This is a genomic window from Streptomyces sp. NPDC002144 (assembly GCF_053593695.1).
On the sequence record NZ_JBSFDB010000047.1, the window covers coordinates 15098 to 28666 of the forward strand.

Consider the following 13569-nt stretch of genomic DNA (forward strand, 5'->3'; position numbering starts at 1 on the left):
GCCCGGTGGCGGTGGTCTTCAGCCCGTAGGCGCGGGTGTAGGGCTGGACGCGGTCGGCGAGAGTGTCCAGGTCGATCAGTTCGCGGCGGTTGGCCTCGCTTTCCGCTCGCCGTGTTCTCGTTTTGGTGCCGACCTTGGATCTGCTGACGCAGATGGCCGGCGCCTGGCGCCGGGCGGGCCGGGGCGGGGCGATGATCGGTGTGTGCTCGTTGCGGGCCGGAGACGGTCACCGTGTTCGCCACGTACGCGTCGGTCGGGATGGGCGTCCTGCAGCGCGCGCATGCCGCTGGGCTGGGTGTGTGGAGCCTGATGGTCGTGGACGAAGCCCATCGCACGAGTGGGGATGGGTTGAAGCCGTGGGCGGCCGTGCACGACCAGGCGCAGCTGCCTGCGGAGCGGCGGCTGTATATGACGGCGACGGCGCGGGTGTGGGAGGCGGAGGGTGAGCGGCCGCGTCTGGTGGCGTCCATGGAGGACGGCTCTCCGGTCTTCGGGCCGGTGGCGTACAGGTTGACGTTGTCGGAGGCGATCGGGCGGGGCATTGTGGCGCCGTATCAGGTGCTGTGTCTCGATATCCGCGATCCCGACCTGTACGCGGCGTTGACCAGTGAGCAGCCTGGTTCCGACGCGGTGCGTGGCGCCCGGTTGGCGGCGGTGCAGACCGGGCTGATGCACGCTGCGGCCGCGGAGCGTTTCCGGCGGGTGTTGTCCTTTCACAGCCGGGTGCAGGAGGCGGAGGCCATGGCGGCTTCCGTGCCGGCGACGGCCCGCCGGCTCGCTGAGGAGGACCCGGACCGGTACCCGCCTGCAGGGCAGGTGTGGGCGGAGTGGCTGTATGGCGAGCACGCCCCCGGCCACGCAGGAGGGTGCTCGATGAGTTCGCTTCGGATTTCCTCGGAGGACCCGATTATGCGGGCCGGAATGTGCGCGCGGAACTGCGCGTATTGAGTTCCGTTCGGGTTCTCGGTGAAGGTGTCGATACTGCCGAGTGCGATGCGGTGCTTTTCTCCGATGCGCGCGGCAGTATGGTGGATATCGTGCAGATGGTCGGGCGTGCGTTGCGTCTGCATCCGGAGCGCGGGAAACTCGCGACACTGATCGTTCCGGTGTTTCTCGGGCAGGGTGAAGATCCGAACGAAATGCTCACCTCAGACGCCTATTCCATTCTCACAAAGATCTTGTCCGCGTTGCGATCACACGATGCGGAGACCGTCGAGGCTCTCGCCGACCCTCGTCTGCGTAACAGCCGGCCGGGCCTGGAAGCGGACAGCACGGACGAGGTGGAGGGTAACGAAGGGGACGGCCTGGACGACGACGGCGAGGGCCAAGTGCCGGTGTCGGCGCGGGCGTTGGGGGTGCTGCGGTTCAGTGAGGAGCGCGATCCTGCGGTGTTGACGCAGTTCGTGCAGCTGCGCGTCATCAACCCGGAGAAGGCGTACTGGTTGCGCGGGATCGAGGCGGCGACGCGGTGGCTGCGGGAGACCGGCAGCGCTGAGTTGAGGGTGCCGTTTACGTACGTCACGCCTGAGAGGGCATTTGATCTAGGCGAATTGCCCTTTCTGTTCTAGTAAGTCCCTCGCCAGGTTGGTGTCGTTTCGTCCGTTATGCGCTTGGCGAGGTTGTCGATCGAGGCGACGTGGATCATGGCCTCGGAGCTGGCGGGAAGGGTCTCGTAATCGCGAGAAAGGCGCCGATGCAACATAAGCCAGCCCAGACTTCGCTCGACAACCCAGCGCCTTTTGACAACGTGAAATCCACGAACTCCGGGGTTTCTGTTGACAACTTCGACGTCGATTCCGAGCCGTGCGCCGTGCTCGATGACGGCGTTCTTGAATCCGGTGTCGACCCAGCTCTTGGCAATGGTTGGATACGTCTTCTTGGCTTGGTCGAGAAGACGTATTCCTACGGCGTTCTCGGAGAGGCTCGCGGCGCTGACGGTCACGGCGAGGATTAGTCCGATCGTGTCGGTGAGTATGCCTCGCTTGCGTCCGACGATCTTCTTGGCGGCGTCTGTCCCCTGGCCGTTCAGGGGCACGTTGGTGGAGGTCTTCACGCTCTGGGTGTCGATGACGGACCCTGTGGGTTCGGGCTTGCGTCCTTCCTTCACGCGGGCGAGCCCAGTGAGGTCGTAGTTGAGCTGGGCGAGGATTCCCTCATCGCGCCAGGAGGCGTAGTAGGCATAGACGGTGCCGTGGTTCGGGAAGTCGTGCGGGAGATATTTCCAGGGGATTCCCGTGCGGTTGATGTAGAGGAGTGCGTTGAATACGTCACGCAGGTCGACCTTGGCCGGCTGCCCGGTGGGTCTGCGGTCGAGCCGGGCTTTCCTCCAAGCCGTCAACGTCGGCTCGATCAGGGCCCATCGGGCGTCGGAAAGGTCGCTGGGGTACGGCTTCCGCTGGCTCACGTCCCAGAGGAATCATGGGTGTGGCGGAAGATCGGGTTCCGGTGATCACTGGCGGTTCTGTGCCATCTCTACGCCAGACGTACTCCTGCCGCATCAGGCAACGTTCGCTCTGTTCACGACCTCGCGTAGGCGTTCGTCGGTGGCGTGCTTGTTCCGCCAGATGATGTAGCGGCGGATCATGCTGCCCTGTTCCTTGTGGCTGGCATGGTCGGTGCCGTCGAGAGCGAAGTAGCGCAGGGCCGTGAACTGGGCCTCGATGCGGTTGAGCCAGGAGCTGTTGGTCGGCGTGTAGGCGAACTCGACGTTATTGTCCGCTGCCCAGTCACCCACCCGGGCGTCCTTCTTCGTGGTCAGGTGCGGGGAGAAGTTGTCGAGCACGATCGCAATACGGATCTGGGGCGGGTAGAGGCTGCGCAGATAGCGGCAGAACTCCAGGAACCGGCTCCGGTTCTTCGTCGGCTTGATGTGGCCGTAGAGCTTGTCCTTGCCCAGGTCGTAGGCGGCGAAGAGGTGGCGGATGCCGTGGGGGCGGGTGTAGGTCGCGCGCCTGCGGGGCCTCGGCGAGCGGCCGGGGTCCTTGTGCCGTCCGCCGCGCTCGGCCCATTGCCGCCCGGGGTGGGGCTGGAGATTGAGCGGGCCGAACTCGTCGAGGCATAAGACGACTTCTGGTTCGCCGTCCTCGGGTATGACCTCGCCGTCGGCGATCGCGTAGAGATGCTCGACCCGGGCCTTCTTGGCCGCGTAGTCCGGGTCACGGGAGGTCTTCCAGGTCTTTATGCGTTGAAACGAGACGCCCTCCTCGCGGAGCAGGGCCCGCAGGCCCTCGTGGCTGATGTCGTCGACCACCCCCTCGGCGACCAGGAAGTCGGCCAGCTTGGCCAGACTCCAGGTCGAGAACGGCAGGCCGTGCTCGGCCGGCTTGGACTTGGCGATCTTCTTGATCTCCCGGCGCTCGGGCAACGTGAATTTCTTCGGCCGACCGCCCTTGTACTTCGGATAGAGCGAATCGAAGCCGTCGGTGTTGAAGTTGTGGATCACGTCCCGGACCCGGTCATCGCTGGTGAACGTCACCTCGGCGATCCTGCCAACCTGCATACCCTGCGCCGACAGCAGCACCATCTGGGCCCGCCGCCAGGTCACCACCGACCCGGTGCCCCTGCGGACGATCCGCAGCAGGCGCTGCCCCTCATCGTCATCGATCTCGCGGACGCGAACTCGTTCTGCCACCCGCACAGCCTGGCGACACCGCGCCGCCCGGACCAGCACCCGAACGGCGCGTCACATAACCAAGGGGCAAAGGTTCTCTGATGCGGCACTCCGAGGTTCGAAGCCGAGCGAAACGGGCGGGCAGGCCCGGAAGTCAGGACGTGATGAACCGCAGTGATCCGCCGAAAGGCCTCAAACTGACACAGCGACAGAACTCGCATACCGGCATGAGGCATACCTGAACGCCCACTGAGGAGTGGGGAGCGGTGAGCGGGCATCCGCTGGGGGTGTGGGTGGCAGACGTGCGGAGGTACTACCGGGAGGGCACCCTGGAGGCCTCGCGTGTGAAGGAGCTGGAGCAGCTCGGCATGGTCTGGTCCGTGCACGCCTCCGCGTGGGAGACCGGCCTCGCCGTCGCCCGCGCCTACGCCGCCGTCTTCGGGCACTGCTTGCCGTCGGCGTCGACTGTGTTCGACGGCTATCCCCTGGAGGTCTACCTGAAAAACGCCAGGGCTGCCGCCAAGAAGGCCCGTGAGAACGCCGTACGCCGCGCGAACGGGGAGACGGGCATCTCGTACGCCGGGGAGCTGTCTACGGAGCGCAGGGAGGCGCTGGACGAGATCGATCCCGGGTGGTGCCCGGAGTGGGACATTGCCTGGCAGCGCCGGTACCGGCTCACGCTCGCACACGTGAAGGCCGGCGGCACCCTACCCGGCCGGGCCGGGGACGTCGTCGTCCAGGGCGAGGACCTGGGGGCGTGGACCGTGGCGCAACGCGCCGCGTGGGACGGGTTGATGCCCGCGCAGCAGTACCTTCTACAGACCCTCGGGATCGACCCCGACGACAAACGCGAGACCGCGGTACCGGCACCGCGCTCGCAGGCCGACCGGTGGGAGACCAACCTCGCCGCGGCCCGGCAGTTCCACGCCCGCGAGGGCCACCTGCGGCCTGCTCGGAAGCACGTGGAGGTCGTGGACGGTGCGGAGATCAAGCTGGGGTCGTTTCTGGATAACGCCCGGCGAAGGGCCGCCAAGCTGAGTCCCGAACGTCGCGCGGCTCTGGAGGAGTTGGGCATGCGCTTGGGTCCGCAGCAGCCGATGACATGATCCGATTCTTTCGGGGCAGGCGAGGCGGATGCCGTCCGTTCGTCCCCAGCTCGTTGGATGGGTTCGCCATGCCCTGAAACTGGCGGGCTTCCATATCGTCGAGGCGGACGACGCCGCGCCGGGGCTGAGACTGAGCGAGACGCCCGCGGGCGTGCTGGTGAGCTGGACGACGTCGCACGGGTTCACCGCGCTGGCAGCAGATCAGCGTGGGGCGTCCAGCGACGGGATGCGGGTGGTGGTGCAGGCCGCGGTGGCGGGCCTGCCGGCCCAGTGCGGGCACACGGTGGCGGAGGCACCGGACGGGAACGGCATCGTGGTACTCGCGGACGGGCCGGCGGCCGGTGCGTGACCGCCGCCCGAGGTCCTCCCACCTGGTCACGGCTGACGGCCGGCGGCGTCCCCGCCGGGGTCGTCGGCGAGCACGATCGCCGTGGTGATCCGCTTGCCCACCGGTTCGCGATGGACGGCGAAGCTCCGACCGACGGCCATCACGATCTCCAGACCGTGCTGGCCGATGCGGGTCGGGTCGGGCCCGAGGACCGCCGGCGGGGTGGGATTGCTGTCCCACACGGTCACTTCAATGGCGCCGCCGCTGACCTCCAGGGTGAGCAGGCAGGGGCCGGGCGCGTACTTGCGCGCGTTGGTGACCAGTTCGCTGACCACGAGCTGCACCATGCCCATCACCCGTCCGGACACCGGCAGCCCGTGTACGGACACCCTGCGCCAAGCCCTCTCCCCCTGAACACGCACCCGACCGCATGCCGACCGCACTGGCCCCGCACGAGGTGCCGCAGCCGGTCTCGGGGAGGGCTGCGGCACCCGTGCTCACCCATCCGACACGTCACAAAGACCGCCTCCGGGCTGGGCCACCAGCTGCCCCATATCAACGCGCCCACCCGTGGGTTCAGTCGTGTCGGGCGAGCTTGACGGCGGAGAGGAGGAGGATCACCGCCAATGCGGGGATGAGGACCATGTCGGGGAACACCCCCAGGAGCAAGCCGCCCAGCACCGCGCCGGCGATGGAGCCCGCAGCCATCACGGCGGTGAAGCGCAGGTTGGCGCGAAGGACAGCGAAGCTGCCGTCGCGGCTGTAGCGGGCGAAGGCGACCAGCATGGTGGGCAGCGACACCAGCAGGGACAGGCTCCCGGCGGTCTTGATGTCGAGGGCGAACAGCAGCACGATCGTCGGGATCAGCAGCTCTCCCCCGGCCACGCCCATAATCGCCGCGACCACCCCGATGCCGAACCCCGCCGCCACCCCGGCCGGAACCCGTGACCAGGACACCAGGTCGAGCGCGCCGAAAGTGATGGTGTGGGTGACCAACAGGGCAGCGGCCATCAGCACCATCAGCGCGGCCAGCACCTTGTACAGGGTGGCGGAGCGCATCCGCACCGCCCAGCTCGCCCCCGCCCAGGCGCCCAACAGGCTCCCGGCGAGCAGGTTGACCGCGACCGACCAGTGCTCGGCCACCTGCGAGGCCGGCACCGCAGCGAGCCGGGCGGGCAGCGCGGTGAGCACCACGACCAGGCTCATCGCCTTGTTCAGGATGACCCCCGACAGCGCCGCGAACCCGAAGAGGCCGATCAGCAGTGGCAGGCGGAACTCCGCGCCGCCCAGCCCGATCATCCCGCCGAGCACGCCGATGACCGACCCGGCCGCGAACACCACAGGCATCGGGTGCGTCGAACGGACAGGAACGAGGCCGTCGTCGATAGTCATGCAACGCATCGTCGCCGGTTGCGGCCCTCGCTCGCTATGAGGTCATACCGAACGGGTCAGCCCGTGAGCCTGGGGAGATCGAGTGAGCAGGTCTGTCCAGGTCCCGACCAGCAGGTGGGTCAACGATCCTCATCACCGATGGCGCCGACGGGGCCATGTCCCCGCGTGCACGCGGGTACTCGTTTTGACGTGCCGAGTTGGTGTCCCGTCAGAGTGGGGCCGCCCCATGCTGAGGGCGGCCGGCTGGTGTGCATCCACGGTGTCCAAGTCGGCCGCGCCTACGGCCTGTGGGACATGATCGTCTTCCTGCGGCGGGGCGGCCTGGACCTGGGCGAGGAGGACGAGATCGCCACCTCACCTCTGATCGAGTGGACCGGCCCCGGCCCGCTGGTCTGGCACTGAGGGGATGCCGGGGGGAGGGATGCGGGCGATGTGCTGCGGATCAGGTCAGGGGAGCAGTGGAGTGTCGGGGAGGTAGTCGTCGGCGCTCTCTCCCGTGACGAGGTAGACCAGGCGGCGGGCGATGGACACGGCGTGGTCGGCGAAGCGTTCGTAGTAGCGGCCGACCAGGGTGACGTCGACGGCCGTCTCGACGCCGTGGTGCCAGCGCTCGTCCATCAGATGATGGAAGATCATGCGGTGCAGCTCGTCCATCCGGTCGTCGTCGCGTTCCATCTGCAGGGCCGCCTCGATGTCCTGGGTGATGAGCACCTCGGCGGCCTGGGCCATCAGCCGCTGGGCGAGCTGGCCCATCTCCAACAGCGTGCGGCGCAGATCATCCGGCACCGCGTGCTGGGGATGGCGCCGCCGGGCCACCGTGGCCACATGCTGCGCCAGAACCCCGCAGCGTTCCAGGTCCGCGCTCATCCGCAGTGAGGTGACCACCGTCCGCAGGTCCGTGGCGACCGGCTGCTGGCGGGCCAGCACCGCGTTCGCCCGCTCCTCCAACTCCCGCTGCAGCGCTTCGACCTGCTCCTCGGTGGAGGTGACGCTCTGCGCCTGCATCAGGTCGGCGTCCAGCAGGGCGCCGGTGGCCCGGCCCATGGCCGAACCGACCAGGTTCGCCATCTCCACCAGCGCCTGAGTGATCGACTCCAGTTCCTTGCGATACGCCTCGCGCATCCCGTCCTCACCGCCCAGTCCGCAGCCCCGCTCTCACCGGCTGCCAGCCTCGCACACCTTCCAGTGCGTCAGGCCGTACAGTCCAGGCGGTCCGTGCCGACGCGATCGGCACGGACCGCCTGCGTGCGGGCAGCCTGATCGGCCCTTTCAGCTGCCGCGGCCGAAAAAGGCTTTGAACAGGCCTGGCGGTGGCGGGCGAGGTCGGTACGGCAGTCGGGGCAGTGCCGTCCGTCCTCGGGCGGGGCATCGTTATAGCGGATGCCGGGCGTGCCGGTGGCCTTCTTACCGTTGACTTGCTTCCTGGCGGGCCGCCGCGGCCTCCGGACCGACAGTCTCAAGGCTAGGTGTGAGGGCCTTGCGCTCCTGGATGTGGGCGTAGGCCATCAGGCCGAACAGGACCGCGAGCAGCACGGCCGAGGAGCCGGCGGTGCCGAGGTCCAGTCCGCCCTTGGCGACCGGCTTGGTGAGGAAGTCGCCGGCGGTGGCGCCGAGGGGGCGGGTGAGGACGAAGGCGATCCAGAACAGGAGGACGTTCGGGACGGCCGGCGCTTTCATCAGGACGACCAGCACGGCCAGCACGCTGGACACCAGCGCCGCACCGCCCAGGTAGCCGAGTCCGGAGCTGTCGGACAGGAAGTCACCCATCGACGTACCAAGGGTGTTGGAGACGAGGATCGCCGCCCAGAACAGGGCCTCGCCCCTGAAGGTGACAATGTCGCGGATCTGGAAGGTCATCCCGCTGATCTTCCACACGAGGAAGATCGCCAGGAGGATGGAGATGAGGATCGCGGCTCCCTCCGGATAGCCGAGGCCGAGGCCCTGCGGGCCCCAGCCCAGCGAAGTGGTGCCACCCGAGAGGTACTTGTCGCTGGCGTCGCGGTTCATGAAGTCGGACATCGTCGTGCCGGCCATGCTGGTCGACAGGATCACGGTCCAGTAGAAGAACGGGTTGTACCGCGAGGACCGCAGCTGCACCACCAGCGTCACCACGAAGATCAGGAACAGGGCGATCGTGGTGAGGAAATAGCCGAACTTGAGCGTCTGGGAGAACAGGTCGCCCGCCGTCTCGCCCAGGGTCGTCGCGGCGATCTTCATGATCCAGAACGCCAGCGTGACCTCGGGCAGCTTCTTCATCACAGACTTCGTCGACGTCAAAAGAGTGCTCCTGTGCTTGTGGGGGGTTGGATCTCCGTTCGACCCTGACACAAGGTCAACTGGACGCATCCTGGACTTGCACACCACGGATCTTCCGTCAGCGCGCCCGCTGTGCTTCACCTGTCACCCTCTGCATCGTCAGCACCTCGCACAGCAGCCGCCGCTCCAGTTCGAACTGGAGCGGCGGAGGCCAAGGGTCGTCAGGGCACCGGAAGGCCTCCGGTTCTACGACTTACGGCGGCCGGGCTCGCCGTGTTCACGGCAACCGGCTGTTTGCGGCGCAGCCCATCACCGAACCCAGGTTCGGAAAGCCTTGAGCGTCTGCCGCCAACTCCGCAACAGCGTGGGGCCGTTGGCGGCGGCGACAGGAAGTGGACGCGGTCTAGCGTCGGTGAGGGCGTGGGGCGTCCAGCGGCGGGATGCGGGTGGTGGTGCAGGCCGCGGTGGCGGGCCTGCTGGTCCAGTGCGGGCACACGGTGGCGGAGGCGCCGGACGGGAACGGCATCGTGGTACTCGCGGACGGGCCGGCGGCCGGTGCGTGACCGCCGCCCGAGGTCGTCCCACCCGGTCACAGCAGACGGCCGGCAGCGTCCCCGCCGGGATCGTCGGCCAGCACGATCGCCGTGGTGATCCGCTTGCCCACCGGTTCGCGATGGACGGCGAAGCTCCGACCGACGGCCATCACGATCTCCAGACCGTGCTGGCCGATGCGGGTCGGGTCGGGCCCGAGGACCGCCGGCGGGGTGGGATTGCTGTCCCACACGGTCACCTCGATGGCGCCGCCGTTGATCTCCAGGGTGAGCAGGCAGGGGCCGGGCGCGTACTTGCGGGCGTTGGTCACCAGCTCACTGACCACGAGCTGCACCATGCCCATCACCCGTCCGGACACCGGCAGCCCGTGCACGGCCTGCACATCGGTGAGGAAGGTGCGGGCGAGGTCACGGGCAGCGGCGATGCCCTCGCCGCCCTCGAACGCTTCGGACACCGTGATGACGTTCTCCAGCAACGAGGGTCCGTCTTCATCGCCTGCGGTTTGTTCCATGCCGGTCCGCCTTACCCCCGTACCCCAACATGCTTCGACCCGTTTACCCCCGAATCTTCACATCAGGCGGGGCGGGGCAGAGGGGTGGTGGTGTCGGTGTCGTCTGCGCGAGGCTGCGGTCACGGACTCGGTGCCGCTACGCCCGGTCCGGCGAAAGCTGAGGAACCTCGCTCGGATGGGTGCGCTGTGGCCGATGCACGTGAAGATGACGCTATCCGGGCTCTCACGGAGCGCCCGACGGCTGCGTACGCCGCCGTGTAGTCCGGAACGTCGTGAGGCTCTGGATGAGTTGGGCCTGCGCTGGTGAGCGTGACCTCGCAGGGCCTGCTCGCGTTGTACAAGCAACGCAGTTGATGTCCGTCCCCCGCGGTCTTCTGCGACCCTCAGAGGGCCCGCTGCGGCGCACCGGTAGCGGGCCCTCGCCGTGCGGTGCCGGACCGTCCTCGGGCGGGCAGCGTACGCAGCGGAACTCTCAGGGTTGCGGCTCGAAGCGGCCACGCCGGCGGCTTGGTGCCAGACAGTTCCCGGCTTAGCTTGTTCTTTATCTACCAAGATCTTCCGGGCTTGCCGATGGCCTTGAGGGTCTCGGGGCGTTTGACGGTTTTGCCGACGTCGTAGCGGGGTGCCCGGTGTCTGTCCTTGGCGCCGGGCGGGCGTCCGGGGCCGGCGCCGCGGGGTTTGGGAACGTGGGCCGGGCAGGCGAGGTGAGCGCGGATGTTCCTGAACCCCCGGCGGACCCGGGCCGGGCTGAGCCGGTCCGAGGCGGTGGGTTTCTCCCAGGGCCGGCGGAGGTCCGTGGCGAGCGGTCGGACGAGCCGGAGCTGGGTGTGAGCGACGATCAGGATCCAGGTCCAGCGGTCCGCCGCCTCGGGAGTACGGAGCTTCGGGGTGGTCCAGCCGAGGGTCTGCTTCGCGAAGCGGAAGGTGTGCTCCAGATCGAAGCGACGGAGAAATGCCTGCCAGAAACGGATCGTGCGGGGTGGCGCCGGTCTTCGAGGACCACAGTCACACTGGCGGAGCGTCCCGGTCCTTCGACAGGTGCTCGACTTTCAGACGGATCAACGTGCCCTCGACCAAGGGGAGTTCGCCGTGGTGGTCGAGCCAGGCCGAGCGGTGGGTGAGCCGGGGATGGACCCGGTCCCATGCCTGCGTTTCGGCCTTGCCGTAGTTGGTGGTGTCGGTGACCGTGGTGATAGCGGGCTCGGGCCAGGTCTCCGGCTTGTTGAAGCGGAACTCGGGGCCGTGCTTGGGCGGTCGGCCGTTCGTCCCTGGCTGGCGGGGCGGCTTCGGCAGCCGCATGACGCGGTCGGACCGGACCCTGCCGACCAGCTCGACGGGTAGGTCACGCAGGACCCACGCCAGGCGGGTGACGTCATACCCGGCGTCGCTGACGATCACGATATGCGGGTCCCCGGCCTGCCACTGGCCCGCGGTGATGAGCCGCTCCACGACTCCCCGTAGCTGGGCGGCGGTGACCGCGGTCGCGTCGTCCACCGGTCCCAGCCGGATCGCGTCCAAAACCGCGGTCCAGTACGTGGCGCCCGGCTCCAGCACGGCGACGAAGGAGTAGGGCCAGCCCGGAATGAACTGCGACGCCGTCTTTGCACGGCCGTAGACGTGGCAGAACAGCCGCTCCGCTGAGCACGGCGCGTCCGAACGCAGCCATGGCGAGACATCGACCGCCAGGACCAGGCGCCCGCCGTCGAAACGCGGCAGTGACAGGCCGGCCAGCGCCGCCCGCAGCCGACCGACGTCGATCCGGCCGTGGTTCAGGCCGCCGTACATCGCTCCGTGCCCACGACGATGCTCGGGCAGCAGCGTCAGATCCACCGGGGACTTCACCGCACCGTCCGCACACAACACCGCGTCCATCAGCTCGAACAACTCGTCGCGCCGAGCGGTCAGACACTCGTAGAACTCGCCCCGGAAGCGTGACGCCTCCGCGGACGCTTCCCTCCGGACAGCATCAGGCAGCAAACTCACCCTCACGGCCTTCGTCTTGGTCAGTGCACCTTGGTCGGAGCACATGATCAGACGAAGGCCGCCCCCACATCCGGCGAATCCCCAGGCGAGCGACTCAGTTCGAGACACCGTTCGAGGCCGGAAGAAAAAGAACAAGTTTAGAAGCTGTGTCAGAACCAGTGATCTGTGACGTTCCGTGACTGGTGGACCGGCGGGGCAACCGGGCACCGCGGGTCGCAATAGGGGCCAGAATTGGCCGTGTTGCGCGCTGACTTACCGCTCAGGACCGTTGGGCTGTCTCATCGGCCCGCACCGCATCCTGCCGGGCGCCGTACCTCTCGGCGAATCCGCGGTAGCGCCAGATAGCGGCGGCGGAGAGCCAGGAGACCGCGAAGACGGCGACGACGATGTAGCCGAGCAGTTCGAAGTGGTCGGCGAGGGAGGCGTAGGCGGCAAGGAGCCCCCCGGCTCCGGTGGCGTCGGAGACGAGCCCCGCGACGTAGACACTGGCGATGAACGCGGCCACGGCCACGGTCATGCCGGTCGTGGCGATGTTGTAGTAGAGCCTGCGGGCGGGGCTGCGGTACGCCCACGAGTACAGACGTGTCATCAGCATGCTGTCGGCGGTGTCGAAGGCGCTCATTCCCGCGGCGAAGAGCAGCGGGAGGGAGAGGACGGCGAGCGTCGGCAGGCCGGAGCCGTGGGTGGCCGCACTGGCGGACAGGGCGAGCAGGGTGATCTCGCTGGCGGTTTCCAGGCCGAGGCCGAAGAGGATGCCGACCGGGTACATGTGCCAGGACGAACGGATCAGCCCCCGGGCGCGACGGCCGAGAATGCGGTTCATCAGGCCCCGGTTGAGCAACTGCTGCTCGAGCTCGCCCTGGTCAAGCCGGCCCTGCGTCATACGCCGCCACAGGCCGACGATGCCGGTCAGCACCATGAGGTTGAGTACGGCGACGAGCAGCAGAAACACCATGGCGACGATCTGCGAGACCAGGCCGCCGACGTGGCGGAAAGTGCCGATCCCCGACCCGGCGGCGCCCGCGGCGAGCGCGACGACGAGGGCGAGGATCAGGACCACGGTGGAGTGACCCATGGCGAAGAAGAAGCCCACGCCGACGGGTCTGCGCCCGCTTTGCATCATCAGCCGGGTGGTGTCGTCGATGGCGGCGATGTGGTCGGCGTCGAAGGCGTGCCGCATCCCGAGGGTGTAGGCGAGGGTTCCTGCTCCGGCGAAGGCCCCGGCTCCGGCCGGGCTGCTGGCGTAGAAGAGGTACAGGCTCCATCCGATGACGTGCAGGGCGGCGATGACGCCGACGATGCCCGTGATGCGCAGCTGTTCGGCGCGGGTCCATCGGCCGGCGGTGATGGTCGTCGTGGTCATACATCACATCCTTGGCAGGGGCACCAGCGTGTGGTGCCGTCGGTCAGCAGCGGGAGGACGGGCCGCACCCGCCGGCAGAGCCACTCGCGGGTGTGGCCCTGGCGGACGGGGCGGACGTCCTGGTGGTGTGGGCCTTGGAGCGGGTCACGCCCCGCGCAGGGCACACACCTCCTCCTCGGCGAGCAGACCGTGATCGACCAGTACACGTTCCAGCGCGGCGAGCCAGTGCTCGTAGTACTGCCAGCTGCCCTGCTCGGCCGCGGGGGCGGACTCCCATCTGCCGATGCCGGCGATGAGTTCTTGCTGGAACGCGTCCCAGGGGTAGTGGCCGAACTCCGACAGAGCCACGGCGACGCCGAACGCCCGGCGCTGCCAATCTGCGTCGAAGGAGGGTGCGTTCGTGTCGGTGACGCAGCTTTCGTGCAGGGGTGCGGTGGTGGCGACGGCCTCCATGGGATCCCCCTTCTC

At 68.1% G+C, this 13569-nt stretch carries 15 protein-coding genes and 1 pseudogene; 6 read left to right on the forward strand and 10 right to left on the reverse strand.

Going from position 1 to position 13569, the window contains the following annotated elements; translation table 11 throughout:
• Positions 1-231 precede the first annotated feature (231 nt).
• Positions 232-948, forward strand: coding sequence for a hypothetical protein (locus tag ACWCQ1_RS41785; RefSeq protein ID WP_451028814.1), 717 nt, complete (start codon positions 232-234; stop codon positions 946-948).
• A complete protein-coding gene (locus tag ACWCQ1_RS41790; protein WP_451028815.1) occupies positions 924-1568 on the forward strand; it encodes a helicase-related protein in 645 nt (214 codons plus the stop codon). Before ACWCQ1_RS41785 ends, ACWCQ1_RS41790 begins: the two co-directional genes overlap by 25 nt.
• Here the strand turns inward: ACWCQ1_RS41790 and ACWCQ1_RS41795 are convergent.
• Together ACWCQ1_RS41795 and ACWCQ1_RS41800 are read right to left on the reverse strand one after the other, a co-directional pair.
• Positions 1565-2404, reverse strand: a complete 840-nt coding sequence (locus tag ACWCQ1_RS41795) for an IS5 family transposase (protein ID WP_451028816.1) — start codon at positions 2402-2404, stop codon at positions 1565-1567. The two genes, ACWCQ1_RS41790 and ACWCQ1_RS41795, sit on opposite strands and share 4 nt — an antisense overlap.
• 93 nt (positions 2405-2497) lie before the next feature.
• A complete protein-coding gene (locus tag ACWCQ1_RS41800; RefSeq protein ID WP_451028817.1) occupies positions 2498-3631 on the reverse strand; it encodes an IS630 family transposase in 1134 nt (377 codons plus the stop codon).
• Positions 3632-3876: 245 nt separating this feature from the next.
• On the opposite strand from ACWCQ1_RS41800, the gene ACWCQ1_RS41805 reads away from it, so the two are divergent.
• On the forward strand, positions 3877-4716 hold the full coding sequence (locus ACWCQ1_RS41805) for a helicase associated domain-containing protein (protein ID WP_451028818.1): 840 nt from the start codon (positions 3877-3879) through the stop codon (positions 4714-4716).
• A 28-nt stretch (positions 4717-4744) separates the two neighbouring features.
• Complete coding sequence (locus ACWCQ1_RS41810) at positions 4745-5065, forward strand: hypothetical protein (RefSeq protein ID WP_451028819.1); 321 nt, start codon at positions 4745-4747, stop codon at positions 5063-5065.
• A gap of 26 nt (positions 5066-5091) precedes the next feature.
• On the opposite strand, the gene ACWCQ1_RS41815 is transcribed toward ACWCQ1_RS41810, so the two are convergent.
• Together ACWCQ1_RS41815 and ACWCQ1_RS41820 are read right to left on the reverse strand one after the other, a co-directional pair.
• A complete protein-coding gene (locus ACWCQ1_RS41815; protein ID WP_451028820.1) occupies positions 5092-5466 on the reverse strand; it encodes an ATP-binding protein in 375 nt (124 codons plus the stop codon).
• Between the two features lie 154 nt (positions 5467-5620).
• On the reverse strand, positions 5621-6436 hold the full coding sequence (locus tag ACWCQ1_RS41820; protein ID WP_133047927.1) for a sulfite exporter TauE/SafE family protein: 816 nt from the start codon (positions 6434-6436) through the stop codon (positions 5621-5623).
• Positions 6437-6682: 246 nt separating this feature from the next.
• On the opposite strand from ACWCQ1_RS41820, the gene ACWCQ1_RS41825 reads away from it, so the two are divergent.
• A complete protein-coding gene (locus tag ACWCQ1_RS41825) occupies positions 6683-6838 on the forward strand; it encodes a hypothetical protein (protein WP_451028821.1) in 156 nt (51 codons plus the stop codon).
• Positions 6839-6883: 45 nt separating this feature from the next.
• Here ACWCQ1_RS41825 and phoU read toward each other — a convergent pair whose 3' ends face one another.
• Together phoU and ACWCQ1_RS41835 are read right to left on the reverse strand one after the other, a co-directional pair.
• Positions 6884-7558, reverse strand: coding sequence for a phosphate signaling complex protein PhoU (phoU, locus tag ACWCQ1_RS41830; protein WP_451028822.1), 675 nt, complete (start codon positions 7556-7558; stop codon positions 6884-6886).
• Between the two features lie 282 nt (positions 7559-7840).
• Entirely contained in the window at positions 7841-8692 is an 852-nt protein-coding gene (locus ACWCQ1_RS41835) for a COG4705 family protein (protein WP_451028823.1), read from the reverse strand.
• Between the two features lie 440 nt (positions 8693-9132).
• Here ACWCQ1_RS41835 and ACWCQ1_RS41840 point away from each other — a divergent pair, with 440 nt between their 5' ends.
• The gene (locus ACWCQ1_RS41840; RefSeq protein WP_451028824.1) at positions 9133-9255 is read left to right on the forward strand and encodes a hypothetical protein; all 123 of its coding nucleotides are present in this window, start codon (positions 9133-9135) and stop codon (positions 9253-9255) included.
• Between the two features lie 26 nt (positions 9256-9281).
• Here the strand turns inward: ACWCQ1_RS41840 and ACWCQ1_RS41845 are convergent, their stop codons facing one another.
• The 4 genes and pseudogenes from ACWCQ1_RS41845 to ACWCQ1_RS41860 all read right to left on the reverse strand — a co-directional run bounded on the left by ACWCQ1_RS41845 (position 9282) and on the right by ACWCQ1_RS41860 (position 13554).
• The gene (locus ACWCQ1_RS41845; protein ID WP_451028825.1) at positions 9282-9755 is read right to left on the reverse strand and encodes an ATP-binding protein; all 474 of its coding nucleotides are present in this window, start codon (positions 9753-9755) and stop codon (positions 9282-9284) included.
• A gap of 545 nt (positions 9756-10300) precedes the next feature.
• Positions 10301-11738, reverse strand: a pseudogene (locus ACWCQ1_RS41850) (NF041680 family putative transposase).
• 259 nt (positions 11739-11997) lie between these two features.
• Positions 11998-13101: a HoxN/HupN/NixA family nickel/cobalt transporter gene (locus ACWCQ1_RS41855; RefSeq protein WP_451028826.1), complete on the reverse strand. Its 1104-nt coding sequence runs from the start codon at positions 13099-13101 to the stop codon at positions 11998-12000.
• A gap of 144 nt (positions 13102-13245) precedes the next feature.
• Positions 13246-13554, reverse strand: a complete 309-nt coding sequence (locus ACWCQ1_RS41860; protein WP_451028827.1) for a nitrile hydratase accessory protein — start codon at positions 13552-13554, stop codon at positions 13246-13248.
• Positions 13555-13569: the final 15 nt, after the last annotated feature.